Genomic DNA, 25,815 nt, shown 5'->3' with positions numbered 1-25,815 from the left:
GAACAAGGGCGTTGGCTTCCACGTCTGCCCATGTCCGGCACGGCCGGTATGCCACGATTGGCCCTCGGGAATCAGTGCGCCCAGGGGGGAGATCGCATGTTCGAGAACTGGGGGACCCGGGCGTCCGTGGTGCTGCTGGGGGCGGCGCTGCTGACGGCCGGGTGCTCATCGGGAGGCCGCCAGGACGACGCCGGGGGAGCGCCGGTCACCCAGCGGCCCGCGTCCGCCGCCAACCCCTACTGGGTCAACCCCGACGGCAACGCCGCCCGCCAGGTCGCCGCGTACGAGAAGGCCGGGAAGAAGACCGAGGCCGCGCGGATACGGAGGATCGCCGAGCAGCCCGTGGGGGAGTGGATCGGCCCGGAGAACCCGGAGAGGGAGGCGCGCGGCTACACCGAGGCGGCCGCCAGGTCGGGCCGTACCGCCCTGCTGGTGCTCTACGACATCCCGCACCGCGACTGCGGCCAGTACTCGCGCGGAGGAGCGGCCGACGGAGCCGCGTACCGGGCCTGGATCGGCGGGGTCGCGCGCGGCATCGGGGACCGGCCCGCCACCGTCGTCCTCGAACCGGACGCCCTGCTCCACCTGGTGGACGGCTGCACGCCCGAGGAGTTCCACGAGGAGCGCTACGACCTCCTCCGGGGCGCGGTCACCACGCTCACGTCCCTGAAGAACACCAAGGTCTACCTGGACGCGGGCAACGCGGGCTGGGGCCACCCCGACCAGATCTTCCAGCCGCTGATATCGGCGGGCGTGGCGGACGCCGACGGCTTCGCCGTCAACGTCTCCAACTTCTACTCCACCCAGGACTCCCTCGCGTACGGCAAGCGGCTGGCCGCCAAGGTCGGCGGCAAGCACTTCGTCATCGACACCAGCCGCAACGGCAACGGCCCGTACACCGGGGGCGCCCCCGAGGAACGCTGGTGCAACCCGCCGGGCCGGGCCCTGGGCGAACCCCCGACCACCAGGACGGCCGACCCCCTGGTCGACGCCTATCTGTGGGTGAAACGCCCAGGGGAGTCGGACGGCGAATGCAAGGGCGGCCCCAAGGCGGGGGCCTGGTGGCCGGAGTACGCCCTGAAGCTGACCTCCGGCAGTTAGGGAACCCGCACCCAGCGAGCCGTGGACGGCATCCCCTGGTCGTCGTCCACGAACAGCATGTACCAGCCCGACTGCACCAGGTTCCGGTTCCCCGGTACCCGCACGGTGATCCGGTCGCCCGAGACGCTGAAGTCCAGGGCGATCGACCGCTGGTCCACGTCCGTCACATGCGTGGCCGCGCTCGGCCGGATCAGCCGCACCTTGCGGATGCTCGGCGCGTGCTGCGAGACGAACGTCCCCGACCCGCCCCGCGCGATGCTCTGCGGCCCCTCGCCCAGCGAGGGCCGGGAGCCCCGGTACAGGTAGGGCGGGGTGTAGATCTCGATCCGCTGCTCGAAGCTGCCCGGCTTGGTGTTCGCCCGGTCCCCGTACAGCGGGTCGGAGCCGAAGAACATCACCCGCCCGTCCGGCAGCAGGATCGACCCGGAGTGGTAGTTCCGCCCCACCAGCGGATCGGCGACCCGGGTGAAGCTGTCGCTGTCCGGGTGGTAGATCCGGGCTTGGCGGATGTCGGAGTCGCCGCGCCCCCGGTAGTCCTCCGAACCGCCCGACACCAGCACGGTGTCGTCGGGCAGCACCGAGACTTGCGGATACCGGGTGCCCTTCTCCAGCGAAGGCCCGTCCACGAAGCGCGGAGCGCGCGCCTTGAGGTCGATGAGCCGGGTCTTCCTGCTGGACAGCGCGGACTCGCCGACCCCGCCCCCGCCGATCACCAGGAACCGTTCGTCCTGCGCCGGAGGCAGCAGCACCGTGCCCGAGGTCTCCAGCCGGTCGGGATCGCTCAGCCCCGGCAGCTCGGTGAACTCGTTGCTGCCCACGTCCCAGACGCCGGGCTCGCGCCCCACGTCGTCCGGCCCGTACCCCGCGTTGGAGCCCGAGTAGAAGACCTTGCCGTTCTGCATCAGGAACAGCGCCGGGTAGGTCGGGAACTGCCGGATCTTCGGTGTGTACGCCCACTTCCTCGTCGCCGGGTCGAAGACCTCGTTCTTGCCCGGCACCAGCTGGCCGATGTCGTCCAGGCCGGAGACGCTCAGCACCTTGCCGTCCGACAGGGTGGTGAGCGTCGGGTACCAGCGGGCCTCGTTCATCGGGTCGACCTTGATGTACCGCTCGGCCACCGGATCGAACTCGAAGGCGTCGCGGATGCCCTGGAAGTCCTTCTTGTCGAGCGCCAGCTTCTGCGCGATGCCGTACGTGTTGCGCGCCTCGGCGCCGGTGAGCCCGCGCACCCGGTAGTTGTCCTGGGTGCCGGTCTCGTACTTCGTGCCGCTGCGCTGCGCCTCGACGTAGATCCGGCCGAGACCGGGGTCGTTGCGCAGGAAGCGGCCCGCGCGGTCGAAGACCTTCTTGGCACGCGGGACCAGCACCGGGTCCTTGGAGACGAAGGTGCGGCCGTTGCTCTTCCCGGTGAAGCGGGTGCCCGCGGGCAGGGTGACCGGGCGGTCCGGGTTCTCGTTGTGGACGATCATCAGACCGCCCGCCTTGGTGACATCGCCCTTGAGCTTCTCGTACCGCTTGGTGCCGCCCGCGATCAGCAGCCTGCCGTCGGCCAGTTGGGTGTGGCCCGTGCAGAAGAGGTCCTTCGGCGTGGGGATCTTCTTGATGGTGCCCTTGACCGGGTCCCAGAGCCGGGTGTCGAACTTCTTGGCGTCGAAGTTCTCCTGCTTGTTGCCCGACCCCGCCACCAGCAGCACCTTCCCGGTGCGCAGCAGGGCCGCGTGGATGGTGTCCTGGCGGTACTTCGCGGGGAACTCCACGACCTCCCAGTGGCCGTTGGCGGCCTTGTACTCCGGCTTGTTGATCTTGTACTGGTGGTACTGGACGGTGCTGAAGCGGTAGAGCCACGGCCCGTTCATCCCGGCCAGCGCGAGGACCACCACCGCGCCCATCCCCAGTCGGCGGGCGCGGCGGCGGCCGGTGAACTCCCTCATTCGTCACGTCCCCCCGGCCCGCCGACGGCGATCCGCAGGGTCTGCTCGCTGTCGCGGGCCGTGCGCTGCACGGGGACCCGCGGCGCGGCCGACGGTTCCGGTACGGGCCCGGCGGCCGCGCCCGGCACGCGCTCACCCCGCAGCGACCACCCCCAGACGAGGATCGGCGAGGCCGTGATCAGCAGGGCGAAGACCGCCCAGGTGATCATCGCGGGGTGGGCGTGGCCCAGCGCGAAGCCCGCGGTGAGGGAGCCCGCGAAGACCGCGATGAAGAACCAGTGGATGCGGAACGTCCCGAACAGCGTGTCCGGGCTGGCCGAGTCGCCCTTGGGGGTCACCACGAACCCGCTCTTGCGGCGCAGTACCGCGTCCAGCAGCGAGCGGGCGTACACCGGCGCCGACAGCGCCGACATCATCATGCCCGCGACCCCGCCGGACCCCTCCGGCTCGTGCGGGGAGACGTTGTGCCGCCGGTTCCAGATGTACAGGCCGATCTGGAGCGCGGAGGCGTTGCCGTACAGCATCAGCCACACGGTGGGGTCGATGTTCACGCCCGAGGCGCCCAGACCCAGGAAGAGCGCGCAACTCAGGGCGGCCAGAATCCAGTTGAGGGCGGACATCGGGTAGAAGATGATCATCATGGTGTAGTTGAGGAGCTTGCCCGGCGGCAGGGTGAACAGGCCCTTGCCGTACTGCTTGATGATCGTCTCGTAGGTGCCCCGCGACCAGCGCAGCTGCTGGGTGAAGAAGTCGGTCCAGGCGTTCGGGCCCTCGCCCACCGCGAGCACGTCCGGGGTGTACACCGAGCGCCACTTGCGGCCGGTGGCCGGGTTCGTGGCGCGGTGCATCTCGAAGCCGGTCGCCATGTCCTCGGTGATCGAGTCGTACAGCCCGCCGATCTGCTTGAGCGCGCTGATCCGCACCGCGTTGGAGGTGCCGACGAACATCGGGGCGCCATAGCGGTTCCCGGCGCGCTGGATCAGCGCGTGGAAGAGGAACTGCTGCGACTCGGCCGCCTTGGTGACGAACGTGTCGTAGTTGCCGTACACCTGCGGGCCGATGACGAAGCCGACGTCCGGGTCGCGGAACCAACCGAGCATCCGCTCCAGGTAGTTGGGGAGCGGGACGTGGTCGGTGTCGACGGAGGCGAAGAAGTCGTAGGCGTCGCCGTGCGCGTCCAGCCAGGCGTTGTAGTTGCCGTGCTTGGTCTTCGCCCGGTGCGGGCCCGAGGGCTGGTTCCACTTCGCCACGCCCTTGCGGCTGAAGTGGCGGACGCCGAGCCGGGCGCAGACCTCCTTGACGGCCGGGTCGTCGCCCTCGTCCAGCAGCCAGACATGCAGCAGGCCCCGGTGCCGCAGCCGTACGGCCGCCTCCAGGGTCCGGGTGACCATGTCCAGCGGCTCCTTGCCGGGCACGAAGGAGGTCAGGAACGCCACGCGGGTCCCGGCCTCCGGCACCACCGGCACCGGGTCGCGGGCGACGAGGGTGGCGTGCGCGTTGGACAGCACGTTCATGCAGCGGAAGAACTCGATCAGGCCGATCGAGACCAGCATGACGGTGTCCAGCGCGGGCAGGAAGCCGTACGCCGGGTAGTCGCGCTCGGTCCAGTGCTCCGGCTGGAGCAGCCAGGCCAGCAGGACGAGCGAGAGCAGCGGGGCGGCGCCCAGCATGAGGGCGGCGCGTAGCCGGTGCGGCTCCTGCGAGAGCAGCGAGCGGTAGCGGACGGTGTAGGGCTCGTCGGCGGGCGGCTGGGTGAGCGGTCCGGCCAGCCTGCTGTAGTGCTCGTAGTCGTATCTCGGCAGCTTCTCCGTGGCCCGGCCGGGCCGGTGCGCGATGGTTCTCGGTCTTGCGGTCCGTGACGGAGCGTCCGTCATGTGTCATCCCCCCACACGCGGGTCAGCGCGTGTTTCGTCAGTCCTTCCGCCCGCGACGGACCTCCCCAGGCCGTCGCGGGCGGCTTCATGGCATGCCGCCGTGACCACGCCCTGACTCACCGTGAGCAGGGCAGGGAACGGCGATGCTCCGGTCGCGGCGCGGGGTCCCCCCAGGGCTCCCGACCCGGACGGGGCCCCTTCGCCCCGCCGGTGCGCGACCGGCACTTCCCCCCAACTGCCGTGCTTCCACGGCATCGTGGACAACAGGGTTCTACGCCGACGAGCATGATCGCAAGATGCGAAACATGCTGTTTACCGGTCAAAACCGTTCATTGCGGTGACCGGAAACGCAAGCAGGCCCCCCGTTCACACGGGGGGCCTGCTCGTTGTCTGTGCGCCGCCAGGGACTCGAACCCCGGACCCGCTGATTAAGAGTCAGCTGCTCTAACCAACTGAGCTAGCGGCGCCTGCTGACGTGAAAACTCTACAGGACCCGCCGGGGTGCTCCACGCCACCTCCGATCGCCCGGACGGCGCCCGGCGGGGGCGTGTGCACCATTCGGACCGTCAACATGCGCGTCACGCGGACAGTTGTGAAACTGATCAACGTGCACACACGCGGACATATCCACCCCGAATGTGAGGCAGATCGCATGACCGCTCCGGTGTTCGAGGAGTTCGATCCGGTGAGCGACTGCGAGTGCCTCGGCTGCGTCCGGTGGCGGCGGCTCGCCCCCCGCCCGTCGTCCGCCCGTACCGGTGGCCGCCCGGCCGCCCGGGGCGCGGTGGTCGTGGCCGCCGCCGCGTCCGCCGTCCTCGGCGCCGCCCCCGCGGCCGGCGCTCTCACCCAGGCGCCGCCCCCGCATGCGGCCCCGCACCGCCCCGGCGCCCCGGCGGCGGACGGGGACTCCGCGACCCCGCAGGGCGGCACCGCACCCCTGCACGGCCCGGCGGGCTCACCCGCCCGGCCCCAGGCCAGGACCCCGGCCACCACCCGGACGGCGATCATCAACCGGGCCAAGCTGTGGGTCACCGCGCAGGTGCCGTACAGCATGACCAAGTTCTGGTCGGACGGGTACCGCCAGGACTGCTCGGGCTATGTCTCCATGGCCTGGGGGCTGCTCTCCAACGAGTGGACGGGCAGCCTGGGCCAGTTCGCGGTGAAGATCACCAAGGAGGAACTCCAGCCCGGCGACATCCTGCTCTTCCATAACCCCGCCGACCCCCAGGGCGGCTCGCACGTCGTGCTCTTCGGCGGCTGGACCGACTACACCCACACCGCCTACACGGCGTACGAGCAGACGCCCCCGCACACCCGCCGCCAGAGCACGCCCTACCCCTACTGGAACAACACCACCAAGTACGTCCCCTACCGCTACAAGGGCGTGACCGCGGGGACGGCGGGCGCCGAGCCGACGACCACCCCGGTGCCCTTCCCCGGCACCAAGTACTTCGGGCCCGGCGCGAACAACAAGTACGTCACCCAGCTCGGCGAGATGCTGGTCGCCCGGGGCGGCGGCTCCTTCTACGCGACGGGACCCGGTCCGGTCTGGGGCGAGGCCGACCGGCGCGCCACCCAGGCGTTCCAGCAGGCCCAGGGCTGGACCGGCGCCAACGCCGACGGACTGCCCGGCCCGCGCACCTGGGAGCTGCTGGTCACCGGCGCGGGCAAGGACATCGCGTCCGGCTCGGCGGGCCCCGGCGGCGTCCCGGCCTTCCCCGGCAAGCAGTACTTCCGGGCGGGCGCGAACAACCCCTATGTCACCCAGCTGGGGCGGCAACTCGTGAAGAAAGGATTCGGCAGGTTCTACGCCACCGGGCCCGGACCGCGCTGGAGCGAGGCGGACCGGCGGGCCGTGGAAGCCTTCCAGCGCGCCCGGGGCTGGCGCGGCGGAGCGGCGGACGGCTATCCGGGCCCCGAGACCTGGCGCCGCCTGTTCGGCTGAGCCGCCCGGTCACCCCTGGGTCCCGAGTCGGCGCGGGACCCCGCATCCCTTGTCATGACGCATCTGGCGCGGAGGCTGGAGGCACCCATGAGCACGACCACATCACCCACCCATGAGCCCGAGGAACACCCGGAGAGCCTGCCGGGCGGCGCGGGGACGGCCGTCCGGCCGCCCCGGCTGATCCACACCGAGGCGACCACCGAGATCCCCGTCCATCTGCTCTTCCGCGACGAGCCCGCTCCCGCCGCCGAGGCGCGGCGGCCCGCCGTGGTGAACCGTCGGCAGGGCACCGGCGAACAGCCCCGGTTCGGCCGTCCGGTGCCGGTCCGCAGACGGCCCGAGCTGCGCCCCGACCCGGAACTCCAGGAGCGCCCCGCGCGGGTGCTGCCCGGCGCGGCCGGGGTGGTGGCCGGGCTCGGCGGGGTCGCCGGATGCCTGGCCACCACCTGGTGGGCGGGGGTGCTGCCCGGGGAGGCGCTCGGCCTGCATCCCGGCGCCGGGCTCGGCCCCGCGCAGTGGGCGGCGTACGCGGGTGCCGGGACGCTGGGGCTGTTCGGCTTCGGCGGGCTGGCGCGCGGACGCACCGGACGGGCCTGGGTGCTGGGCCTGTTCGGCCGCTACCGGGGCACGGTCCGGCGGACCGGGCTGCTGTGGATCAACCCGCTGCTGCGGCGGCGCCGGGCCGATGTGCGGCTGCGGCACTGGCGCAGCGGTGCGGTGCCCGCGGCCGACGCGAACGGGGTGTCGCTGCGGGTGGTGGTGCTGGTGGTGTGGCGGGTGCGGGACACCGCGCGTGCGCTGCTCGGCATCGAGGAGCACGAGACCTACCTGCGCGAATGCGTGGAGTCGGCCCTCGCCCGGGTCCCGGTGGAGCTGCCCGGCGGGGCGCGCAGCGGGGCCGACGCGGCCGGGGACGCGCTGACCCGGCTGGTCGCGGCGGACGTGGCGCCGGTCGGGGTGGAGGTGTTCTCCGTACAGCCGGTCCGGGTGGAGTACGCGCCCGAGGTCGCCGCCGCCATGCACCGGCGCCGGATCGCCGCGCTGGACGCCCAGCAGCGGGCCACCATGCTCAGCTCGGTGGTGGACTCGGTCGAGGACACGGTCACCCGGCTCACCACGCGCGGGCTGGTCGAGCTGGACGACTACGAGCGCAAGGCGCTGGTCCGGGACCTGACGGTGGCGTTCTGCTCGGCCCGCGCGGAACCGGCCTGACACGTGCCGCCGGATGGTATGGACACGTTCAACTCCCGGCAATAATCTGGTACTTGGTCTGGACCTACCGCACAGCTCGGCTCGGCTCGGTTCCCCCGAACCTTCCCCCACGACGTTCCCCAGGAGCGGCAGCATGCGTACCAGGACCAGGTTGTCAGCGTTGTCCGCGGCCGTGCTCGGCATGGCCACGGCCGGCGCGTTCGTACTCTCCACCGGCGGTGCCAGCGGCCACGGCTACACCGACCTCCCCGTCAGTCGGCAGAAGCTCTGCCAGAACGGCTCCGTGGCCAACTGCGGCGACATCCAGTGGGAGCCGCAGAGCGTCGAGGGCCCGAAGGGCTTCCCCGGCGCAGGCCCCGGCGACGGCCAGCTGTGCGGTGGCGGCAACAGCCGCTTCGGCCAGCTCAACGCCCCGAACACCCCGGGCGGCGGCGCCTGGCCCACCACCAAGGTCACCGGCGGCCAGTCGTACACCTTCCGCTGGCAGTTCACCGCCATGCACGCCACCAGCGACTTCACCTACTACGTCACCAAGCAGGGCTGGAACCAGAACCACGCTCTCGCCCGGTCCGACCTCAACCTGACCCCGTTCCTCTCGGTGCCGTACAACGGCCAGCGCCCGCCGTCCACGCTCAGCCACAGCGGCACCCTGCCGCGCGGGCTGACCGGCCACCACGTGATCCTCGCGGTGTGGAACGTGGCCGACACCACGAACGCCTTCTACGCCTGCTCGGACGTCACGTTCTGAGCCGGGAGAACCCGGAAAACGCCCAGGGCGGGTCGGTTTCCCGACCCGTCCTGGGCAGATGTGCGCCGCCAGGGACTCGAACCCCGGACCCGCTGATTAAGAGTCAGCTGCTCTAACCAACTGAGCTAGCGGCGCATGACTCTCGCCTTCCGCTTCTCGCGGCCGGCGACAGAGAAAATACTACCTGGTCCCGAGGGGTGCTTCCGACCGCCGCCGGGACTACAGGGTGAGCGAGAGCAGGACCGGGGCCGCGTGCCGGTTGAGGGCGTCCGCGGCCTGGCGCAGCCGGTGCGCCCGCTCCACCGGCAGGGAGACGGCCAAGCAGCCCACGGACGCCCCGGCGGTGATCGGGACGGCCGCGCAGACCGTGCCGACCGCGTACTCCTGGACGTCCAGCACCGGGACCGTGGGCGACTGGGACTCCAGCCGGGACAGCAGCAGCTTGTCGCTGGTGATCGTGCGCGAGGTCAGCCGGGCCATCCGGTGCCGGGACAGGTGGTCGCGCCGGGCGTCGTGGTCCAGCTGGGTCAGCAGGCTCTTGCCGACGGCGGTGGCGTGCGCGGAGGAGCGGAAGTCGACCCACTCGTTGACCGCGGGGGCGCTGGGTCCGGCCGCGTACTGGGTGACCTGGACCTCGCCGTCCTCGTACCGGCTGATGTAGACGGCCGCGCCGACCGAGTCGCGCAGCCGGTCCAGGGTGTGCTGGAGCTTCTCGCGCAGGGCGCGCTCGTGGTCGTGGGCCGAGGTGAGGCGGCGCAGGGTGTCGCCGGTGACATAGGCGCCGTCGGCGGTCCGCTCGACGTACCCCTCGCGGCGCAGCATGCGCAGCAGGGCGGTCAGCCGCCCGGAGTCCAGACCGGCCTCGCGGGCCAGCCCGGTCCCGGCGACCCCGGCGGGGTGGCGGGCCACGGACTCCAGTACGCGCAGCGCGTCCTGGGCCGAGTGGTACGGGGCGGTCGGCTCGTGCATCAGCGCCACGGTTTCCCCCTGCGCTCGCTTCCTTGGCCGCGAGATCCGGTCGGCGGATCGCTTCCACGGTAGCGGCCGAGCGGCGCGCGGGGAGGGGGTGTTGACGAGATCCGAGGGCCGCCGCCGCCCCTCCGAGCTGCGCGGGCGGCCCTCTGGCATATGCCTGAGACATCATCCAGTGCCTGGACCTCGGCTTCCCGCCTTCACCCTCCTCCGGACACCGCGGCTACAGCACCGCGCTGAGGAATTCCCGCGTCCGCTCCTGCTCCGGGTCGCCGAAGATCTTCTCCGGCGGCCCGGACTCCACCACCCGCCCCTGGTCGAACATCAGCACCTGGTCGGAGATGTCCCGCGCGAAGCCCATCTCGTGGGTCACGCAGAGCATGGTGATGTCGGTGCCGCGCGCGATGTCGCGCAGCACGTCCAGCACGCCCGCGACCAGTTCCGGGTCGAGCGCGCTGGTCACCTCGTCCAGCAGCAGCACCCGCGGCCGCATCGCCAGCGCCCGCGCGATCGCCACCCGCTGCTGCTGGCCGCCGGAGAGCCGGGTGGGCCGCGCGTCGAGCTTGTCGGAGAGCCCGACCAGCTCCAGCAGTTCGCGGGCCCGCGCCTCCGCCTCGTCCTTCGACAGCCCGAGCACCTGGACCGGCGCCTCGGTGATGTTGCGCAGCACCGACATGTTCGGGAACAGGTTGAAGTGCTGGAAGACCATCCCGATCTTCTTCCGCACCTCCCGGACCTGCTTCTCCGGCGCCGGGAACAGCGCCTGGCCGTCCACGGTGATGGTGCCCTCGTCCGGCTCGGTGAGGGTCATCAGCAGCCGCAGGATCGTGGTCTTGCCCGACCCGGAGGGGCCGATCAGGGTCACATGTCTGCCCGCGTCCACGGCGAAGTCCAGCTGGTCGAGCACCGTGTTCGCGCCGAAGCGCTTGGTGACCCGCTCCAGCCGGATCAGCTCACCGGACTGGTTCTGCTTCGGCAGGGTGATGTCAGCGGACAAGTCGTCGCTCCAGTGCTCGCAGAAGAAGGGAGGCCAGGTAGGACAGGACGACGAAGGCCACGCCGATCACGGTCAGCGGCTCGGTGAACTGGAAGTTCGACTGCGAGAACAGCCGGGCCCGGCCGAGCATCTCCAGCACGGTGATCACCATCAGCAGCGGGGTGTCCTTCAGCATGGAGATCACGTAGTTGCCGAGCGCCGGGATCACCCGGCGCAGGGCCTGCGGCAGGATCACCGCGGTCCAGATCCGCCGCCGGGGCAGGCTCAGCGCGGTCGCCGCCTCCCACTGGCCCACGGGCACGGCCTCGATCCCGGCCCGGTAGACCTGCATGGTGTACGTCGAGTAGTGCAGCCCGATGGCGAAGACACCGGTGGTCAGCGCCGAGAAGGTCACGCCCCACTCGGGCAGCACGTAGAACAGGAAGAACAGCTGCACCAGCAGCGGGGTGTCCCGCACGAACTCGGTGACCACGCCCACCGGCCAGCGCACCCAGCGCGAGGGCACCCGCATCAGCAGCGCCCACACCAGCCCCAGCGAGAACGACAGCAGCGAACCGAGCGCCACCACCTGGAGCGTGACCAGCAGCCCCCGCCAGAAGTACGGCATGAAGTCGCTCACGGCGTTCCAGTCCCACGTCACGCGGCACCACCCTTCAGCCGCTTCTCCAGCGAACGCATCAGCCGGGTCAGCCCGAACGCGATCACGAAGTAGATCAGCAGGACGTACGTGTAGATCTCCGCGCTCTGCTGGAGGGCGAGCCGCACCAGGTTGGCGCTGAAGGCGAGGTCGCCCATGCCCATCACCGACACCAGCGCGGTGCCCTTGAGCAGTTCGATCAGCAGGTTGGAGAAGGGCGGGATCATCTCCGGCACCGCCTGCGGCAGCACGATCAGCCGCAGCCGCTGCCAGGAGGTGAAGCCGAGCGCGATCCCACCCTCCCGCTGGGCCGGGTCGACCGCGTTCAGGGCGCCGCGCACGATCTCCGACCCGTACGCGCCGTAGGTCAGGCCGAGCGCCAGCGTGCCCGCCCACAGCGGGACCAGCTGCCAGCCGAAGGCGATGGGCAGCACGAAGAACACCCAGAAGATCATCACCAGCGCCGAGGTGCCGCGGAACACCTCGGTGTACAGCCCCGCGAGGAAGCGCACGAGGCGGCTCCGGTGGCTGCGCGCGATGCCGACGGCGAAGGACACCGCCGTCGCCAGCAGCCCGCTCAGTACGAGGAGTTGGACGGTCGTCCAGACGCCCCGGAGGACGAGTTCCCACAGTCCCGAGGTCATCCGCCGCACAGCTCCTTCGCGGTGAGTGTCGTCATCTCGGCCTGGGTGAACCCGAACGGCCTGAGGACGCGCAGCAGTTCACCGGTGCGCTTCAGCTCGCGCAGTTCGGTGTTGAAGGCGTCCCGCAGCCGGGTCTCGATCGGCCGGAACGCGAACGCGCCCCCGTCGACGTGTGGTTCGCCCTTCACCAGCGGTGCGAACGGCTCGGTGGACTCCGCCTTCCGGGACTTCTTGACCACCTCGCGGGTGGTGAGCGCCGTACCGGCGAACACGTCGACCCGCCCGGCCTCCACCGCGTTCAGCCCGGCGACCTGGTCCGGCACGATCAGGATGTCGCTCTCCCGGTAGCCCGCGTCGACGGCGTACTGGATCTCGGCGTACCCCGCGCCGGTGGCGAACCTCGCCTTCTTGTCCACCACGTCCCGGTAGGAGCGCAGGCCCTCGGGGTTGCCCTTGCGGACGATGAAGGCGTCCTTCATCTGGTAGTCCGGGTCGGCGAAGATGACCTGGCGGCAGCGCTCGGCGTTGACGTACATCCCGGCGGCCACCACGTCGAACTGCTGGGAGTTCAGGCCCGGTATGAGCGAGCCGAACTCGGTCGGCACCGGCTGCACCCGCTCCACCCCGAGCCGCTTGAAGATCACTCTGGCGAGTTCGGGCGCCTCCCCGGTGAGCTTTCCGTCCCGGTCGATGAACCCGAAGGGCACCTCACCGGCGATTCCCAGCCGCACGACCCCCTGGGCGCGCAGCCGGTCCAGCAGATCGCCGCCCTTCTCGCCGGACGCGGCCGCCACCCGCGTACACCCCGACGCCCCCAGCACACCCACCCCGCCCAGTGCCAGCGCGCCCAGCAGCACCGCCCGTCTCTCGCGTAGGCGCACCGGCGGCCGGATTCTTTCCGTGTCCTTGCCAAGTCGAGAAGCCATGGCGGCGCCGCTACCCAGGCCCGCACCGGTCATGCGCGCCGATTTCCCGCCACGCAGGGGGAGTTCAGTGGCCGGGGACGTAACCGCGCTTCTTGTCGACCACGTTGACCAGCTCTCCTCCGGCCGCCCAGCGTTCGAACAGGTCCACGAACTGCGCGCCGAGTTCGTCGCGCCAGCCGACCGTGTCGCCGCTCATGTGCGGGGAGACGAGCAGGCCGGGCAGGTCCCACAACGGGCTGTCGGCGGGCAGGGGTTCGGTGGTGAAGGCGTCCAGGGCGGCGCCCGCGATCCAGCGTCTGCGCAGCGCCTCGGCGAGCGCCGTCTCGTCCACCAGCTCGCCCCGGCCGACGTTGACGAAGACCGCCGAGGGCTGCATCACGCCGAAGCGGTGCGCGTCGAACATGCCACGCGTCTGGTCGGTCAGCGGGGCGGCGGCGATCACCCAGTCCGCGCGGGCGATCAGCCGGTCCAGGTCGGCCGGGCCGTGCACGCCGGTACGCGGCACCCGGCCCACCAGCGCGGGCGTCACCCCGAGCGCCTTGAGGGTGGCGGCGATGGCCCGGCCGATCGGCCCGGAGCCGACCACACAGGCACGGGTGCCCGCCACCCGGCGGGTCTCCCGGTGCCGCCAGACGCGGTCCCGCTGGAGGTCCACCGTGCGGGGGAGGTCCTTGGCGGCGGCCAGTACGAGGGCGGCCACGTACTCGGCCATCGGCTGGTCGAAGACACCGCGCGCGTTGGTCACCACCGTGTCGGAGGCGGTCAGTTCGGGGCAGAGCAGGTGGTCCACGCCCGCGCTCGCGGTGTGCACCCAGGCCGGGCGCCGCCCCTCGCCGGGCCAGGCGGCGCGTACCACCCGCGAGCGGAAGTCCCACACCAGCAGCACGTCCGCCTCGGGCAGCAGCGCGGCCAGGCCCGCCTCGTCGGTGTGCAGTACCCGGGCCCGGCCGGTGAGGCGGCCCAGCCGCGGCGGCGGATCGGCGTCCAGCACCAGCAGGGTGGGGATGGTCATCGGTCCGCCCCTCCCGTCTCCCGCGCGGTCGCCCACGCTGGCACGCGCCCCCGGCGCCGTCAACGGGCCGCGCCCTTCAGGGGGCGATCCGGCGTCCGCTGGGTAGCCGCACCCGGAGCGGGGGTGCCCGTACCGCCGTGCGGGCCACGCGGGGCTCCCTCGCGGGAAGCGGGGGAAGACGCAGGGAACAGCCCTGAGTAACACGGAGAAAGGCCGACATGACAGCAATCGGATTCCTCTGCCCGGGCCATCGCGGCGAGGACGACTACCCACGCGTCGAGCAACTGCTCGCCGGTGCGGTCCGGCTGGACCTGGTGCACACCGGCACCGGGGAGGACGCCCACGCGGTCGACCCGCTGCACGGCGCGGACTTCGCCGGACGGCTCACCGCGGCCATGGAGGGGCTGCGGCTGACCGGCGCCGAGGCGGTGGTCTGGACGAGCCCGGCGGGCGGCTTCGCCCACGGCTGGAAGGACGCGCACACCGAGGCGACGGAACTGGCCCGGCAGGCCGGACTCCCCGCCTCCTCCACCTCGCTGGGCTTCGTGCACGCCGCCCAGGCGCTCGGTGTCCGCAAGGTCGCCGTCGCCCACGCCTACCCGCCGGACACCGCCGCGCTCTTCCGCGCGTTCCTCACCGACGGCGGACTGGAGGTGACCGGGACCGACGAGCCCGACACCCGCACCGCCGAGCGGGCCGTGGACGGCGGCGAGGCGGAACTGCTCGCCCTGGCCCGCGCCGCCGACACCTCGGACGCCGAGGCGGTACTGCTGCCCGACACCGCGCTGCGCACCGCCGCCCACCTGTCCGCGCTGGAGGCCGCGCTCGGCAAGCCGGTGCTCACGGCGTCCCAGGTCTCGGTCTGGGAGGGGCTGCGGCTGGCCGACCGTCGGCTGCACACCGACACCCTCGGCACCCTCTTCACCCGGGAGCCCGTCGCACAGCTCTGACCAGGTACCCGGCCCGGCCGGGGGAATAAGCGGGGACAGCCTCCTGTTACGGCACGCAGGACAGAGCACGCCGTAAACAGGAGGCTTCCACCGTGCCGGCAGACGAGATCCGGGGTGCCGTGCATGGCACCGCCCCCGTCCCCCTCTCCGTACTCGACCTGGTCACCGTGGGAGCTGGGAGCACCGCCACCGACGCGCTGCGCACCAGCGTGGAGCTGGCCCGCTTCACCGAGGCGCGTGGCTTCCACCGCTACTGGGTCGCCGAGCACCACTCGATGCCGGGCGTCGCCTCCTCCTCGCCCGCCGTCATCCTGGCGAACCTCGCCGCCCACACCGACCGCATCCGGCTCGGCTCGGGCGGCGTCATGCTGCCCAACCACGCCCCGCTGGTCATCGCCGAGCAGTTCGGCACCCTGGAGGCCATGGCACCGGGCCGCGTCGACCTGGGCCTCGGCCGGGCGCCGGGCACGGACGGGGCGACGGCGGCCGCGCTGCGCCGCTCCGACACCCTGAACGAGGGCGCCGACGACTTCCCGCAGCAGCTCGCCGAGCTGACCCGGTTCCTCGACGACGACTTCCCCGACGGGCACCCGTACGCCCGAATCCACGCCATCCCCGGCCCGGTGCAGGGCAGCACCCCCGGCGGGGTGCAGTCGGCGCACCGCCCGGTGGTCTGGCTGCTCGGCTCCTCCGGCTTCAGCGCCCAGCTGGCCGGAATGCTCGGCCTGCCCTTCGCCTTCGCGCACCACTTCTCCGCGCAGAACACCATCCCGGCGCTCGACCTGTACCGGGAGACGTTCCGCCCCTCCGAGGTGCTGGCCGAGCCCTACGCCCTCATCGGTGTCTCCGCGCTCGCCACCGACGACGAGGCCGAGGCGGGCCGCCAGGTCCGCGCGACCGCGCTCAACATGCTCCGGCTGCGCATGGGCCGTCCCGGCCTCTTCCCCGACCCCGAGGACGCCGCCCGGCACGAATTCAGCCCCATGGAGGAGGAGTTCGCGGCCTCCTTCACCCGCAACATCGTGCACGGCACCGCCGACGAGGTCCGCGCGGGCCTGGACGACCTCCAGAAGCGCACCGGCGCCGACGAGCTGATGCTCACCAGCCACGCCCACCGCGGCGAGCTGCGGCTGCGCTCCTACGAGCTGATCGCCGACGTCTACGGCCTGCCCGCCGCGTAACTCTGCACTCCGAGGAGTTCCGTGATGCGGTCCGGCGGCACCGGGCGGGAGTACAGCCAGCCCTGCCCGGTGTCACAGCCGATCCGGCGCAGCCGGGTGGCCTGCGCGGAGGTCTCCACGCACTCGGCGGTGACGGTCAGCCCGAGCCGGTGGGCCAGCTGGATCATCGCCTCCACGATCACCTCGTCGGCCGGGTTGGCCGTCGTACCGGCCCGGCCCGGGTCGCCGCCCTCGTACTGGAAGCCGCGCACGAAGGACCCGTCCAGCTTCAGCACCGAGACCGGGAGGCGGCTGAGGTAGGCCAGGTTCGAGTACCCGGTGCCGAAGTCGTCGATGGCGATCCGCACGCCCATGTCGCTGAGGGCCTGGAGCGCCTGGATCGGGCGGCCGCCTGAGCCCATCACGGCCGACTCGGTCAGCTCCAGCTGGAGCAGCTGCGGGGCGAGCCCGGTCTCGCGGAGCGTGCCCGCCACGTCCGCCACCAGGTCGGAGTCCCACACCTGGCGCACGGCCACGTTCACGCTGACGAAGATGGGCGGCTCGTCCGGATGGGCGAGCTGCCACTGCCGGGCCTGGCGGCAGGCGGTGACCAGCGCCCAGCGGCCGAGCTGCACGATCGAGCCGTCCTCCTCGGCCAGCTGGATGAACCGATTCGGCGTCAGCATGCCGAACTGCGGGTGGTGCCAGCGCACCAGCGCCTCCACCCCGCTCAGCCGCCCGTCCTCCATGCCGACCAGCGGCTGGTACTCCAGCGCGAACTCCCCGCGCTCGATGGCCGGGCGCAGCGTGGAGGACAGGGCCTGACGGGTGACGCGGTGCGCGTTGCGCTCGGGGTCGAACAGGGTCCAGCGGGCCTTGCCGTCGGCCTTCGCCCAGTACAGCGTGGTGTCGGCGGCCTGCATCAGACCGGTGGCCGTCGTCCCGGCCGTGTGCCGCTCGACCACCCCGATGGACGCGGTCAGCGACAGCCTGCGGCCCGCCAGGTCGAAGGGTTCCTCCAGCGCCCGCAGCGCGGAGGCGGCGAGGTCGGAGAGCTGTTCGGTGCCGGTGGAGTCCTCCACGAGCAGCGCGAACTCGTCGCCGCCGAGCCGGGCCACCAGCGGGGCGCCCGCCCGCGCGCCCTCGGTCTCCTCCGCCACATGGGTCAGCCGCTTCGCCACGGCCTCCAGCAGCCGGTCGCCGACGCGGTGGCCCAGGGTGTCGTTGACCGCCTTGAACCCGTCGAGGTCCAGACAGCACAGGCCGATCCGCCCGGTGCCGGTGCCGCTGTCGGCGCCGTCCTCCGGCTCCGCCTCCAGCGCGGCCGACAGCCGTTCGAAGAACAGGGTGCGGTTGGGCAGCCGGGTCACCGGATCGTGCATCCGCAAGTGCCGCAGCCGCGCCTGGAGTTCACGGCGGGCGCTGATGTCGGAGACGGACAGCAGGGCGCCCGGGGTGCCCTCGGTCAGCGGGGTGACGGTGATGCGCACCCAGACGGGGTCGCCGTCCGGCTGTTTGAGGCGCCGGGTGCAGCGCAGCCGGTCCTGGCGGCCGCCGAGCACCTCGCGGTAGGCGTGCCGGGTGCGCGGGTCGGGGGCCAGGTCGACGAGGTCGGCGGCGGGGCGTCCGGCCAGCGCCTCGGCGGACGTGCCCAGCAGCGCTCCCAGGGCGGTGTTGGCGTGTGCGACCAGCCCGTCGGGGGTCACCACGGCCATGGGGAGCGGGGCCGTCGTGAAGACCCGGTGGTAGGTCATGTGGTCACCGTCTGTCACGGCTGACCGGTCGAGGTCTGCCGCGGGCGTCGGCCCTTCGGACGTTCCGCTCACCGCTCGCTCCCGCAGTGCACTCGATCCCAGTCCGTGCCGGAAAGTGTGCCGATCATAGAGGCTGGTCCCGGCCCCTTCCAGCCGGTCTCCAGTCTCCCCGACCGACCCGCCCTCCTGACAGATCGTTTCTGCCCGGACCTGGACGGGTTCTTGAGGCCCACGACCACTTGTGACGTTCCGTGAGTAGTTCGGGGTGTCGGCCGCCGGGTGGCCGCCGGGGGCGCAAACGGGCGTACTCACCCTTCCGGTTCAGGTAAACAGGGCATAGCGCAACATAAGCACACAGTCTGGGTGGCGGTGTCCCGCGAACCGCGACCGGAGGTCCCCGACGTGCCCAAGCTGCGCAGCGCCGCCGCCGTGGCCACCACGATGTCGGCGCTCGCCGCGACCTCGATCCTCACCGGCCCCTCGGTGGCCGACGCCTTCTCGCCCGAGCCCTGCGCGCTGCACCGCTCCGACGCCCACCACTCCGAGGGCCTGGACACCTGGAACTCCGCCTACCCGCGCCCCGAGGGCCGGCTCGACGCCGCCCTGGTCTTCCTGTCGTTCCCGGACGCCGCCCCGCGCACCACCCCCGCCGAGCTGACCGCCGACCACTTCCCGGCCACCAGCAGCTACTTCGCGCAGGCGTCCTACGGCCGCTTCACCCTGCGCCCGCACCCGCTGGACCGCTGGCTGCGGATGCCGCGCCCGTCCACCGCGTACCGCATACAGCGGGACTGGGGCGCCTCGGACCGCGCCGCCTATCTGCGGGACGCGTTCGCCGTGGCCGACAAGGCGCTGGACTTCTCCCGCTACGACGTGGTCTACCTGGTCGCCGACCCGGACGCGCCCGGCGTGGACTCCGACGCCACCAAGGTGGTCAACCTCGACTCGCCCGTCCGGCTGGACGGCACCGACGTACGCCGGGTCGTCACGGTCTTCGAGCAGCACCCGCCCGACCGGCTGGTGCTGGCCCACGAGACCGGGCACGTCTTCGACCTCCCCGACCTCTACCACCGCCCCACCGACTCCAAGGACGACTGGGACACCCATGTCGGCGACTGGGACCTGATGGGCAGCCAGTTCGGCGAGGCCCCGGACCTGTTCGGCTGGCACAAGTGGAAGCTGGGCTGGCTGGACCCCCGCCAGGTGGCCTGCGTCCGGGGCGCGGGCCCGACCCGGCTCACCCTGGAGCCGCTCGCGGCCGGTCCCGGCGTCCCGGTGCGCGGCGCGTCCGGCGCCCCGGCCTTCGGGCTCGGCAACGGCACCAAGCTCGCCGTGGTGCGCACCGGCCCGGACAGCGCCCTCGCCTTCGAGGCCCGGAACCCGGCGGGCAACGACCGTACGGCGTGCAAGCAGGGCATCCTCGTCTACCGGGTGCGCGCGGGCGTCGCGTCCGGGGACGGTCCGATCGAGGTGGTGGACGCACATCCGCACACCGAGGCGTGCTGGGAGAACTCCGTCTATCCGCCGCTGGCCGACGCGCCGGTGTCCCTGGGGGAGAGCTTCACGGTGCCGGGGGACCGGGTGAAGGTGGAGGTCGAGGAGCGCACGGCCGCCGGGGCGTGGACGGTACGGATCACGCCGGGGGTGGGTGGGTGAGAGGGCGGGGGGTACGCGAAAGGCCCCCGCTCGCGCGAGGGCCTTCGTTGTCTGTGCGCCGCCAGGGACTCGAACCCCGGACCCGCTGATTAAGAGTCAGCTGCTCTAACCAACTGAGCTAGCGGCGCCTGCTGACGTCGTAGACCTTAGCACCCTGGTCGGCGGGAGGAAAAATCGATATCCGGGCCGCCATGCGAGCCGCGCGCACCGCCGCCCAGAGCATCACCTCGGGGCCGGGGAGCCAGGGATGCCGGGTGTCCGGGGCGACCAGCCAGCGGGAGCCCGCCGGGGCCGGGGAGGCGTCGCCCTCCAGTGCCGGGACGGTCACCGCGTCCCCGGTGCCGTGGCACAGCAGCGGCGGGACGGCGTGGGTGCGCGGTCCCCATTCCTCCCAGGCCAGCAGCGAGGGCAGCCGCTGGGCGGTGCCCGGCGCCGCGAACAGCAGGGTCCGGCCCCGGTGCACCGCGACCGGGCCGCAGCCCGGCCCCTCCTCCCACAGCCGGTCCAGCATCCGGCGCCCGAACACCGCGGGCGCGCTCACCACGTCGAAGACCGTGCCGCACGGCAGCACCACGGGGGCGCCGGGCCGCTCCTCCCAGAAGGCGAGCGTGCTGCGCGGATACGTGCCCGCGGAGGCGAGCCAGGCGGCTCCCTCGGCGGTGGCGGCGGTGACGTCCGGTGCACTGGTCATGCACACAGGTCTACCGGCGGTGAGCGGCCGGTTTCCCTGGGTTGCGGAAATTGGGGACACCAGGGGGCGGGAGGGGGTATCTTGCCCGCCTGGCATATGCCAGATGCGCGGGGCGGTCCCTCGCTAGTGCGGGTCGGCCGCCCGGTGGCCCTCGGGGTCGGCGCCCCGCAGCAGGTCCCGGCCGAACTCCACCATCTTCTTGGCGTAGTCCTCGGTCCACTCCGCCCGCTCGGCGATGTCCGCCGCCGTCAGCCGGTCGAACCGGCGCGGGTCGGCCAACTGGGCCGCCGCCACGGCCTGGAACTCCATGGCCCGGTCGGCCGCCGCGCGGAACGCCTGGGTCAGCTCGGTGGCCCGCGTCAGCAGCGCGCGCGGATCGTCCATCGACTCCAGGTCGAAGAAGTGCTCCGGATCGGCGGCCGCCGCCGCGGGCTCGAAGAGCAGGGGCGCGGGGCGTAGCCGCGGTTCGTTCCGACGCGGCGAGGGCTCCGCCATGTCTTCATCTCCTCCTCGTACGTTCGCTTGCGTTCGGCCCCGCCTGAGGCCGGACCACCGTCCATTGTCCCGCGCCCACGCAAGACCGCCCCAGGGCCAGACCCGCACCTACGGTCAGGGCCGCCGTCTCAGGGCCGGTACGGGACGCGGTGTTCGGCCAGGTGCGCCAGGACCGCGTGGTTCGCCTCCCAGCCGTCCGGGAACTTCACCAGGGTGCCCAGCTGGACCGGTTCCGTGGACGGGTACTCGTCCAGCAGGTCGCTCACCCCGGCGCGGCACACCACGACGCACGCGTGCCGGTGCCGGGAGGCCAGGACGCACAGGCGGCCGGTCTCCAGGTGGAAGGCGGTGGCGTCGGGGCGGCCGGAGAGCGGGTGCAGGACCACCGTGACGTCGTACTCCCGGCCCTGGAGCCGGTTCGCGGTGTCGACGGTCACGCCCGCCACGCCCAGGTCGGCCAGGGCCGCGCGGACCGCCGCCGCCTGGTCCCGGTGGGCGGTGCCCACGGCGACCCGGTCGGCGGTCAGCGGCGTCGGCGTCTCCGCGCGCTCGGAGACGGCCGCGCCCCCTCGGTCCAGCAGCCGCCGCACCACCAGGGCCACCGCCCGCACCGCCTCCGGGTCGGTGCGCGGGGTGTGCCGGGCGGGCAGCTCCAGCAGCCCCCAGCCGGACTCCGCCGCCTCGTCGATCACCCGGTCCGGGCCCGAGCCGTCCGACGGCACCGCGAAGGCGAGCCGCCGCTCCCCGTGCCCGGTCCCGCTGCGGAACGGCGTGTACGGGTAGAACGCGGCCGACACCAGCGGCGCCGCCGACGCGGGCAGCCGCCAGGACACCGGCAGCCGGTGCTGCGGCAGCCGGGGATTGTGCGCGAGCAGCGTGGACACCGCCGAGGCGGACGGGTCGTAGGACAGGCCCGCCCACTGGTCGCCGCCCACCGTGGAGAACGGGTCCAGCTGGCCCGGATCGCCCACGAACAGCGCCCGCTCGAACAGCCCGGCCACGGCCAGCAGCGAGTCCGAGCGCATCTGGTACGCCTCGTCCACGATCGCGTGCCGCCACGGCTCGTCCACCGAGACATGCGCCCACTTCGCGGCCGTGGACAGCACCACCGGCATCCCGGCCAGGTCGGCCGCCTTCGCCGAGGTTCGGACGTTGGGGAGCGGGTCCAGCGCCTTGTCGTAGGCGTCGGTGTCGCTGCTGTGCAGGCGGCCCACCGGCAGCTCGGGGTTCTTCTCCGCGAGCCGCAGCACCAGGTCGTCCACCTGGGCGTTGGTCTGCGCCACCACCATCAGCGGACGGCCCGCCTCGGCCAGCTCCAGCGCGGCCCGGACCACCAGCGTCGACTTGCCCGCGCCGGGCGGGGAGTCCACCACCACACCGCGCTCGGTGCCGTGCAGGGTGTCGGCGAGGATCGCGTCCGTGGCGCGGGTGGCGGCGGCTGAGGGGTCGAAGTCCACGGTCGTCACAGCACGTCCTCCTCGGTCACCGCGTCCGGGACCTCCGCGACGGGCTCACCGGGCGGCCCGCCGTGCGTCCACGGGGTCTGCTCCGGGTCGGGCAGCTTGGCGCCGCCGCGCTGCTCGTGCTCGAAGAGCGTGAAGCACACCGCGTCGCCCTTCTCCGGCACCGAACCGGCCTCCGGCTCCTTGCCCCGGCCCATCTTGTCCATGATCCGCAGCACCAGCACGCCGTCCTCCGGCGCGCCCTCGTACCCGGCGAACTCCGCCGTCTGCGGCTTGCCGTTCAGCGAGCGGTACACCTTGGCGCGCTCGCCCAGATGCGGGCGGTCCTCGGTGCGCACGGTCACCAGCGGGCGCGGGCTCGGCCGCTTGCCCTCGCTGTACGCCATGACCACCTCGGTCACCTCGCCCGCGAGCGCCTCCCCGGCCAGCCGCCGGGCCGCCATCACCAGCGGGTCGTCCAGCGCCTCCTGCGCCTCCAGCCGGGCCTGCTCGCGCTCCCGGATGGCCAGCTTGTTCGCCGCCGTCACCGCGTCGTCCCGGCGCGGCTGCGGGGGTTCGCCCGCTGTGATCCGGTCCCGGTGCGAGGTGAACGACCAGCGGTCCCGGGTCCACCGCTGCTCGACATGGGCGCCCTCAGGGAGCGTCCGCAGCAGGTCGAGCCCACGCCACACCGCGTCCCAGGTCGGCTTCGTACGGCTCTCGACCAGGTCGCGGATCTCCCGCTCGGCGGCCGTGAGGGCGGTCAGCAGGTCCTCGGCGCCCGGCGCGTCCTCGGCGGCGGCCAGCGCGGTGCGCGCCCGGTCGTACCGCTCGATGGCCGGGGCCAGCAGCTTGTTGTCGAACGCCGGGTCGGTGGCCGGGCCCGCCGGGGGACACAGGAGCTGGCCCGCCGCGTCCCGCTCGCGCTCCGCCCGGCCCGCCGCCTCCGCGCCGGACTCGCCCTCGGGCGGGTCGATCCAGGCCAGCAGGGCGCCCAGATGCTGGTCCTCCACCACGGACTGCCCGGTCGCCCAGTGCCGGGACAGCGCGTCGGTCAGCGCCAGCAGCAGCGAGGAACCCGGCACCCGGGACCGCTCGCCGTAGTGCGTCAGCCAGCGGCCCAGCAACGGCACGCGCGGCGGCGCCGGATACGGCGTCTCCGGCTCCTGCTCGGCCGTACGCCGGAACCGCATCGAGCGGCCCAGCAGCCGCACCAGGTCCAGGCCCGCGCGGCTCGGCACGATCAGCTGGGGCGCGTCCACGCACAGATCGACCTCGACCTTGACCCGCTTGCCGGTCTCCGGGTCGGTGTCGGTGCGCTCGGCCGTCTCCACCGCCTCCGCGCGGGAGTCGAGGTACGGCAGCACGATGTCGGCCAGCTCGGCGAGGAACGCGAAGCGCAGATCGCGGTCGCGGGGCTGCGGCACGACCAGCAGCCGGGGCGCGTCCCGGTCGGTGCCGACCAGCGCGCCGAGCGGGGCGCCCGTCTCACCGGCGGTGGTCAGCGGGACGAACACCAGCGGGCGGTCGGACAGATGACGGTGCCGGACGGTCGCGGCGGGCTGGGCCCGGCCGGTGGCGACCGCCTCCAGGCGGGCCAGGGTGGCGATCAGGGACACGGCACGGCCTCCCGGTCCGCCGCGCGGGCGAGCGCCTCGGCGCGCAGGGCGGCGGCCCGGCGCAGCGCGGCCACCACCGGATCGTCCGGGTCGCCGCTCTCGCCGCGCGCCGCCGACAGCACCTCCTGGACGGTGCCCAGGCCGCCCAGCTCGGCGCGGAGCGGACGGCCCAGCCGGGTCACCGCGTCGGCCGCGCGGGACCGCTCCCGGCAGTGGAAGGCCAGCTCGCACGAGGACAGGCACTCGGGCGCGTAGGTCGCCGGGACCGCGTCGACGGCGGCCGTCAGCTCACCCGCCGGGCGGTCCGGGTCGAAGCAGGTGCCCTCGGGCAGCTCCTCCGCGATGGTCTCCACCCGGGTCAGCCGGGTCAGCTGCCGCGCGGTGACCGCCCGCTGCGCGCGTACGTCGACCGCGCGGGCGGTGGCCAGGTTGGAGAAGTCCTTCGGGCACACCAGCAGCACCTCGTGCCGCACGGCGGGCGGCGGGGTCAGCCGGGCCGCGACATCCTCCAGCGCCAGCACGTACACCGCCGCCTGCCGGGCGGCCGCGCCCACCTTCGCCGGGTCGGCCGAGCCGTCCAGCATCGGGAACGACTTGATCTCCACGACCGTCCAGCCGCCGTCGGGGTGCACCACGACCGCGTCCGGTTCCAGGAAGGCGGGCGAGCCCGCCACGTCCAGGGCCAGCATCGGATGGTCCAGCAGCGTCCAGCCGCCCGCCTCCACCGCCTCGCGCAGCGCCAGCGCCGTACGCGCGGTACGGCCCTCGGGGCCCGGTGCGCTCAGGTCCGGCACCGACGCCCCGGCGGGCGGTTCGGCGGCCGGGTCCAGCAGGGTGTGGGTGAGCCGCAGCAGCTCGGCGCCGCCGTCCGCCTTCACCCGGGCCTCGAAGGTGTTGCCCCGGATCAGCGCGAACTGGGACTGCCCGTACTCCGAGGGGGCGCCCAGCGCGCCCGCGAGCGCGGCCTTGTCCACCCCGGCGCCGTCCAGGATCGCGCGTCTGCGGCAGCCCGGGTTGGCCGCGAGCGCCGCGAGGGCGCGCGCGTCCAGCGCCTTGGCCGGGACGTCGGGACCGCGCAGCTCAGCGAGCCGGTGCCGCAGCGCCGTCCCCGGCTTCGCTGGGGGAGGCGTCGGTTCCGGCCGCGGGGTCGAGCCGCGACTCGCGCTGCCGTGGAATTCGCTCACCCGCGGAAGTCTGGCATCCGTCACTGACAATCGGAGCGGGACCGGTGTTTCCGGCCGCCGTGAGCGGGGCCGCCCAGGCGGTCAGCCGCAGCCGCGCGGCCGTCGCGGCCCGCGTCACGTACGGGGCCAGCAGCAGTCCGGCGCCCATCACGGCCGCGCCCGCGACCGCGTCCAGGAAGTAGTGGTTGGCGGTGCCCATGACCACGATCGCGGTCAGCAGCGGGTAGCCGATCGCGGCCGCCCGGGCCCAGCGGGTACGGCCGCACTTCCACAGCATCACCCCGCAGAACAGGGCCCAGCCGACGTGCAGGCTCGGCATCGCCGCGTACTGGTTGGTCATGCCGCCCATGCCGCGCGGGGCACTGGCCTCGCTGCCCCACCAGCCGTACGCGCTGTAGTGCGCCATGGTGTCCACGAAGCCGTGGGCGGGGGAGAGCAGCCGGGGCGGGCAGGTGGGCAGCAGGGTGAAGCCGATCAGGCCGATGAACGTGGACGTCATCAGCCAGGTGCGGGCCGCCCGGTAGTGCTCGGCGTGGGCCCGGAACAGCCAGACCAGGACCGCGGGCGTGACCAGGTAGTGCAGCGAGGCATACCAGAAGTCGGCCGGTACCCCGATCCAGGGCTCGGCCGTGAAGAGCCGGTTCAGCGGGTGCTCGGCGTTCAGGTACAGCGCCTGCTCGACGCGGAGGATGGCCAGACCGTGGTCCACCGCGGAGGTGACGTCCCCGCGCGCGAGGAGCCGACCGGCGGTGTAGCAGCCGTAGACCAGCAGGATCAGCGGCAGCTCGGTCCACCAGCGCGGGCGGGTACGCGGCTCCGCCCCGGTGTTCGCTGCCTCGGTCTGCTGCATCCGATCGCCCTCCCC

The 25,815-nt window shown here is 72.9% G+C and carries 22 protein-coding genes and 3 tRNA genes; 7 read left to right on the top strand and 18 right to left on the bottom strand.

Translation table 11 applies throughout. The annotated features are described in order from the left end of the window. Positions 1-96: 96 nt before the first annotated feature. Positions 97-1,101: a glycoside hydrolase family 6 protein gene (locus tag ACI2LY_RS18515; RefSeq protein ID WP_404708051.1), complete on the top strand. Its 1,005-nt coding sequence runs from the start codon at positions 97-99 to the stop codon at positions 1,099-1,101. On the opposite strand, the gene ACI2LY_RS18510 is transcribed toward ACI2LY_RS18515, so the two are convergent. The 3 genes from ACI2LY_RS18510 to ACI2LY_RS18500 all read right to left on the bottom strand — a co-directional run bounded on the left by ACI2LY_RS18510 (position 1,098) and on the right by ACI2LY_RS18500 (position 5,373). Next, positions 1,098-3,032: a galactose oxidase-like domain-containing protein gene (locus ACI2LY_RS18510; RefSeq protein ID WP_404708050.1), complete on the bottom strand. Its 1,935-nt coding sequence runs from the start codon at positions 3,030-3,032 to the stop codon at positions 1,098-1,100. The genes ACI2LY_RS18515 and ACI2LY_RS18510 overlap by 4 nt on opposite strands. Further along, on the bottom strand, positions 3,029-4,906 hold the full coding sequence (locus ACI2LY_RS18505; protein ID WP_404708049.1) for a glycosyltransferase family 2 protein: 1,878 nt from the start codon (positions 4,904-4,906) through the stop codon (positions 3,029-3,031). Before ACI2LY_RS18505 ends, ACI2LY_RS18510 begins: the two co-directional genes overlap by 4 nt. A 393-nt stretch (positions 4,907-5,299) precedes the next feature. Continuing rightward, positions 5,300-5,373 (bottom strand) — tRNA-Lys (locus ACI2LY_RS18500). Between the two features lie 185 nt (positions 5,374-5,558). Here ACI2LY_RS18500 and ACI2LY_RS18495 point away from each other — a divergent pair. From ACI2LY_RS18495 to ACI2LY_RS18485, 3 genes are all read left to right on the top strand, one after another. After that, on the top strand, positions 5,559-6,851 hold the full coding sequence (locus ACI2LY_RS18495) for a peptidoglycan-binding protein (RefSeq protein WP_404708048.1): 1,293 nt from the start codon (positions 5,559-5,561) through the stop codon (positions 6,849-6,851). Between the two features lie 87 nt (positions 6,852-6,938). Further along, complete coding sequence (locus tag ACI2LY_RS18490; protein WP_404708047.1) at positions 6,939-8,063, top strand: SPFH domain-containing protein; 1,125 nt, start codon at positions 6,939-6,941, stop codon at positions 8,061-8,063. 133 nt (positions 8,064-8,196) lie between these two features. Then, a complete protein-coding gene (locus ACI2LY_RS18485; protein WP_404708046.1) occupies positions 8,197-8,811 on the top strand; it encodes a lytic polysaccharide monooxygenase in 615 nt (204 codons plus the stop codon). A 61-nt stretch (positions 8,812-8,872) separates the two neighbouring features. Here the strand turns inward: ACI2LY_RS18485 and ACI2LY_RS18480 are convergent. From ACI2LY_RS18480 to ACI2LY_RS18450, 7 genes are all read right to left on the bottom strand, one after another. After that, positions 8,873-8,946 (bottom strand) — tRNA-Lys (locus ACI2LY_RS18480). Positions 8,947-9,030: 84 nt separating this feature from the next. Beyond that, positions 9,031-9,789, bottom strand: a complete 759-nt coding sequence (locus tag ACI2LY_RS18475; protein WP_404708045.1) for an IclR family transcriptional regulator — start codon at positions 9,787-9,789, stop codon at positions 9,031-9,033. A 217-nt stretch (positions 9,790-10,006) separates the two neighbouring features. Further along, on the bottom strand, positions 10,007-10,780 hold the full coding sequence (ehuA, locus tag ACI2LY_RS18470) for an ectoine/hydroxyectoine ABC transporter ATP-binding protein EhuA (protein ID WP_393596696.1): 774 nt from the start codon (positions 10,778-10,780) through the stop codon (positions 10,007-10,009). Beyond that, positions 10,770-11,420 carry an ectoine/hydroxyectoine ABC transporter permease subunit EhuD gene (ehuD, locus tag ACI2LY_RS18465; protein ID WP_404708044.1) on the bottom strand — a complete coding sequence of 217 codons (651 nt, stop codon included), beginning with the start codon at positions 11,418-11,420 and terminating at the stop codon, positions 10,770-10,772. The genes ehuA and ehuD overlap by 11 nt, the downstream gene beginning before the upstream one ends. Next, complete coding sequence (gene ehuC, locus ACI2LY_RS18460; protein ID WP_404708043.1) at positions 11,417-12,061, bottom strand: ectoine/hydroxyectoine ABC transporter permease subunit EhuC; 645 nt, start codon at positions 12,059-12,061, stop codon at positions 11,417-11,419. Before ehuC ends, ehuD begins: the two co-directional genes overlap by 4 nt. After that, positions 12,058-12,987 carry an ectoine/hydroxyectoine ABC transporter substrate-binding protein EhuB gene (gene ehuB, locus ACI2LY_RS18455; protein ID WP_404708042.1) on the bottom strand — a complete coding sequence of 310 codons (930 nt, stop codon included), beginning with the start codon at positions 12,985-12,987 and terminating at the stop codon, positions 12,058-12,060. Before ehuB ends, ehuC begins: the two co-directional genes overlap by 4 nt. 64 nt (positions 12,988-13,051) lie before the next feature. Further along, positions 13,052-13,999: a D-2-hydroxyacid dehydrogenase gene (locus ACI2LY_RS18450; protein WP_404708041.1), complete on the bottom strand. Its 948-nt coding sequence runs from the start codon at positions 13,997-13,999 to the stop codon at positions 13,052-13,054. A gap of 218 nt (positions 14,000-14,217) precedes the next feature. On the opposite strand from ACI2LY_RS18450, the gene ACI2LY_RS18445 reads away from it, so the two are divergent. Both ACI2LY_RS18445 and ACI2LY_RS18440 read left to right on the top strand, forming a co-directional pair. Beyond that, positions 14,218-14,949 (top strand): decarboxylase, encoded by a 732-nt coding sequence (locus ACI2LY_RS18445; protein ID WP_404708040.1) that lies wholly within the window; start codon positions 14,218-14,220, stop codon positions 14,947-14,949. Positions 14,950-15,041: 92 nt separating this feature from the next. Then, positions 15,042-16,130: an LLM class flavin-dependent oxidoreductase gene (locus tag ACI2LY_RS18440; RefSeq protein ID WP_404708039.1), complete on the top strand. Its 1,089-nt coding sequence runs from the start codon at positions 15,042-15,044 to the stop codon at positions 16,128-16,130. On the opposite strand, the gene ACI2LY_RS18435 is transcribed toward ACI2LY_RS18440, so the two are convergent. Beyond that, positions 16,109-17,935, bottom strand: coding sequence for a putative bifunctional diguanylate cyclase/phosphodiesterase (locus ACI2LY_RS18435; protein ID WP_404708038.1), 1,827 nt, complete (start codon positions 17,933-17,935; stop codon positions 16,109-16,111). The genes ACI2LY_RS18440 and ACI2LY_RS18435 overlap by 22 nt on opposite strands. 369 nt (positions 17,936-18,304) lie before the next feature. Here ACI2LY_RS18435 and ACI2LY_RS18430 point away from each other — a divergent pair, with 369 nt between their 5' ends. Next, positions 18,305-19,519, top strand: a complete 1,215-nt coding sequence (locus tag ACI2LY_RS18430) for a M6 family metalloprotease domain-containing protein (protein WP_404708175.1) — start codon at positions 18,305-18,307, stop codon at positions 19,517-19,519. Positions 19,520-19,573: 54 nt separating this feature from the next. On the opposite strand, the gene ACI2LY_RS18425 is transcribed toward ACI2LY_RS18430, so the two are convergent. From ACI2LY_RS18425 to ACI2LY_RS18395, 7 genes are all read right to left on the bottom strand, one after another. Then, positions 19,574-19,647, bottom strand: a tRNA-Lys gene (locus tag ACI2LY_RS18425). Next, entirely contained in the window at positions 19,638-20,270 is a 633-nt protein-coding gene (locus ACI2LY_RS18420; RefSeq protein ID WP_404708037.1) for a bifunctional DNA primase/polymerase, read from the bottom strand. Before ACI2LY_RS18420 ends, ACI2LY_RS18425 begins: the two co-directional genes overlap by 10 nt. A gap of 63 nt (positions 20,271-20,333) precedes the next feature. Beyond that, entirely contained in the window at positions 20,334-20,705 is a 372-nt protein-coding gene (locus tag ACI2LY_RS18415; RefSeq protein ID WP_388994029.1) for a hypothetical protein, read from the bottom strand. A 128-nt stretch (positions 20,706-20,833) separates the two neighbouring features. Further along, the gene (locus tag ACI2LY_RS18410) at positions 20,834-22,171 is read right to left on the bottom strand and encodes an AAA family ATPase (RefSeq protein WP_404708036.1); all 1,338 of its coding nucleotides are present in this window, start codon (positions 22,169-22,171) and stop codon (positions 20,834-20,836) included. Beyond that, positions 22,168-23,766, bottom strand: a complete 1,599-nt coding sequence (locus ACI2LY_RS18405) for a hypothetical protein (RefSeq protein WP_404708035.1) — start codon at positions 23,764-23,766, stop codon at positions 22,168-22,170. Before ACI2LY_RS18405 ends, ACI2LY_RS18410 begins: the two co-directional genes overlap by 4 nt. Further along, positions 23,757-24,950 carry a hypothetical protein gene (locus ACI2LY_RS18400; RefSeq protein ID WP_404708034.1) on the bottom strand — a complete coding sequence of 398 codons (1,194 nt, stop codon included), beginning with the start codon at positions 24,948-24,950 and terminating at the stop codon, positions 23,757-23,759. Before ACI2LY_RS18400 ends, ACI2LY_RS18405 begins: the two co-directional genes overlap by 10 nt. Continuing rightward, positions 24,847-25,800, bottom strand: coding sequence for a phosphatase PAP2 family protein (locus ACI2LY_RS18395; RefSeq protein ID WP_404708033.1), 954 nt, complete (start codon positions 25,798-25,800; stop codon positions 24,847-24,849). Before ACI2LY_RS18395 ends, ACI2LY_RS18400 begins: the two co-directional genes overlap by 104 nt. Between the last annotated feature and the right edge of the window lie 15 nt (positions 25,801-25,815).

Origin of the sequence: Streptomyces sp. NPDC002176, from assembly GCF_044903645.1 — a bacterium.
GTDB lineage: Bacteria > Actinomycetota > Actinomycetes > Streptomycetales > Streptomycetaceae > Streptomyces.
The sequence above is the reverse complement of the archived record's forward strand: the minus strand, read 5'-3'. Positions and strand labels throughout refer to the sequence as shown.

What these genes read in the sequence shown, in the direction of transcription:
- ACI2LY_RS18515 (WP_404708051.1), top strand. Translation starts at nt 97, where the DNA reads ATGTTCGAGAACTGGGGGACCCGGGCGTCCGTGGTGCTGCTGGGGGCG.
- ACI2LY_RS18510 (WP_404708050.1), bottom strand. Translation starts at nt 3,032, where the DNA reads ATGAGGGAGTTCACCGGCCGCCGCCGCGCCCGCCGACTGGGGATGGGC.
- ACI2LY_RS18505 (WP_404708049.1), bottom strand. Translation starts at nt 4,906, where the DNA reads ATGACGGACGCTCCGTCACGGACCGCAAGACCGAGAACCATCGCGCAC.
- ACI2LY_RS18495 (WP_404708048.1), top strand. Translation starts at nt 5,559, where the DNA reads ATGACCGCTCCGGTGTTCGAGGAGTTCGATCCGGTGAGCGACTGCGAG.
- ACI2LY_RS18490 (WP_404708047.1), top strand. Translation starts at nt 6,939, where the DNA reads ATGAGCACGACCACATCACCCACCCATGAGCCCGAGGAACACCCGGAG.
- ACI2LY_RS18485 (WP_404708046.1), top strand. Translation starts at nt 8,197, where the DNA reads ATGCGTACCAGGACCAGGTTGTCAGCGTTGTCCGCGGCCGTGCTCGGC.
- ehuC (WP_404708043.1), bottom strand. Translation starts at nt 12,061, where the DNA reads ATGACCTCGGGACTGTGGGAACTCGTCCTCCGGGGCGTCTGGACGACC.
- ehuB (WP_404708042.1), bottom strand. Translation starts at nt 12,987, where the DNA reads ATGGCTTCTCGACTTGGCAAGGACACGGAAAGAATCCGGCCGCCGGTG.
- ACI2LY_RS18450 (WP_404708041.1), bottom strand. Translation starts at nt 13,999, where the DNA reads ATGACCATCCCCACCCTGCTGGTGCTGGACGCCGATCCGCCGCCGCGG.
- ACI2LY_RS18445 (WP_404708040.1), top strand. Translation starts at nt 14,218, where the DNA reads ATGACAGCAATCGGATTCCTCTGCCCGGGCCATCGCGGCGAGGACGAC.
- ACI2LY_RS18430 (WP_404708175.1), top strand. Translation starts at nt 18,305, where the DNA reads ATGTCGGCGCTCGCCGCGACCTCGATCCTCACCGGCCCCTCGGTGGCC.
- ACI2LY_RS18415 (WP_388994029.1), bottom strand. Translation starts at nt 20,705, where the DNA reads ATGGCGGAGCCCTCGCCGCGTCGGAACGAACCGCGGCTACGCCCCGCG.
- ACI2LY_RS18395 (WP_404708033.1), bottom strand. Translation starts at nt 25,800, where the DNA reads ATGCAGCAGACCGAGGCAGCGAACACCGGGGCGGAGCCGCGTACCCGC.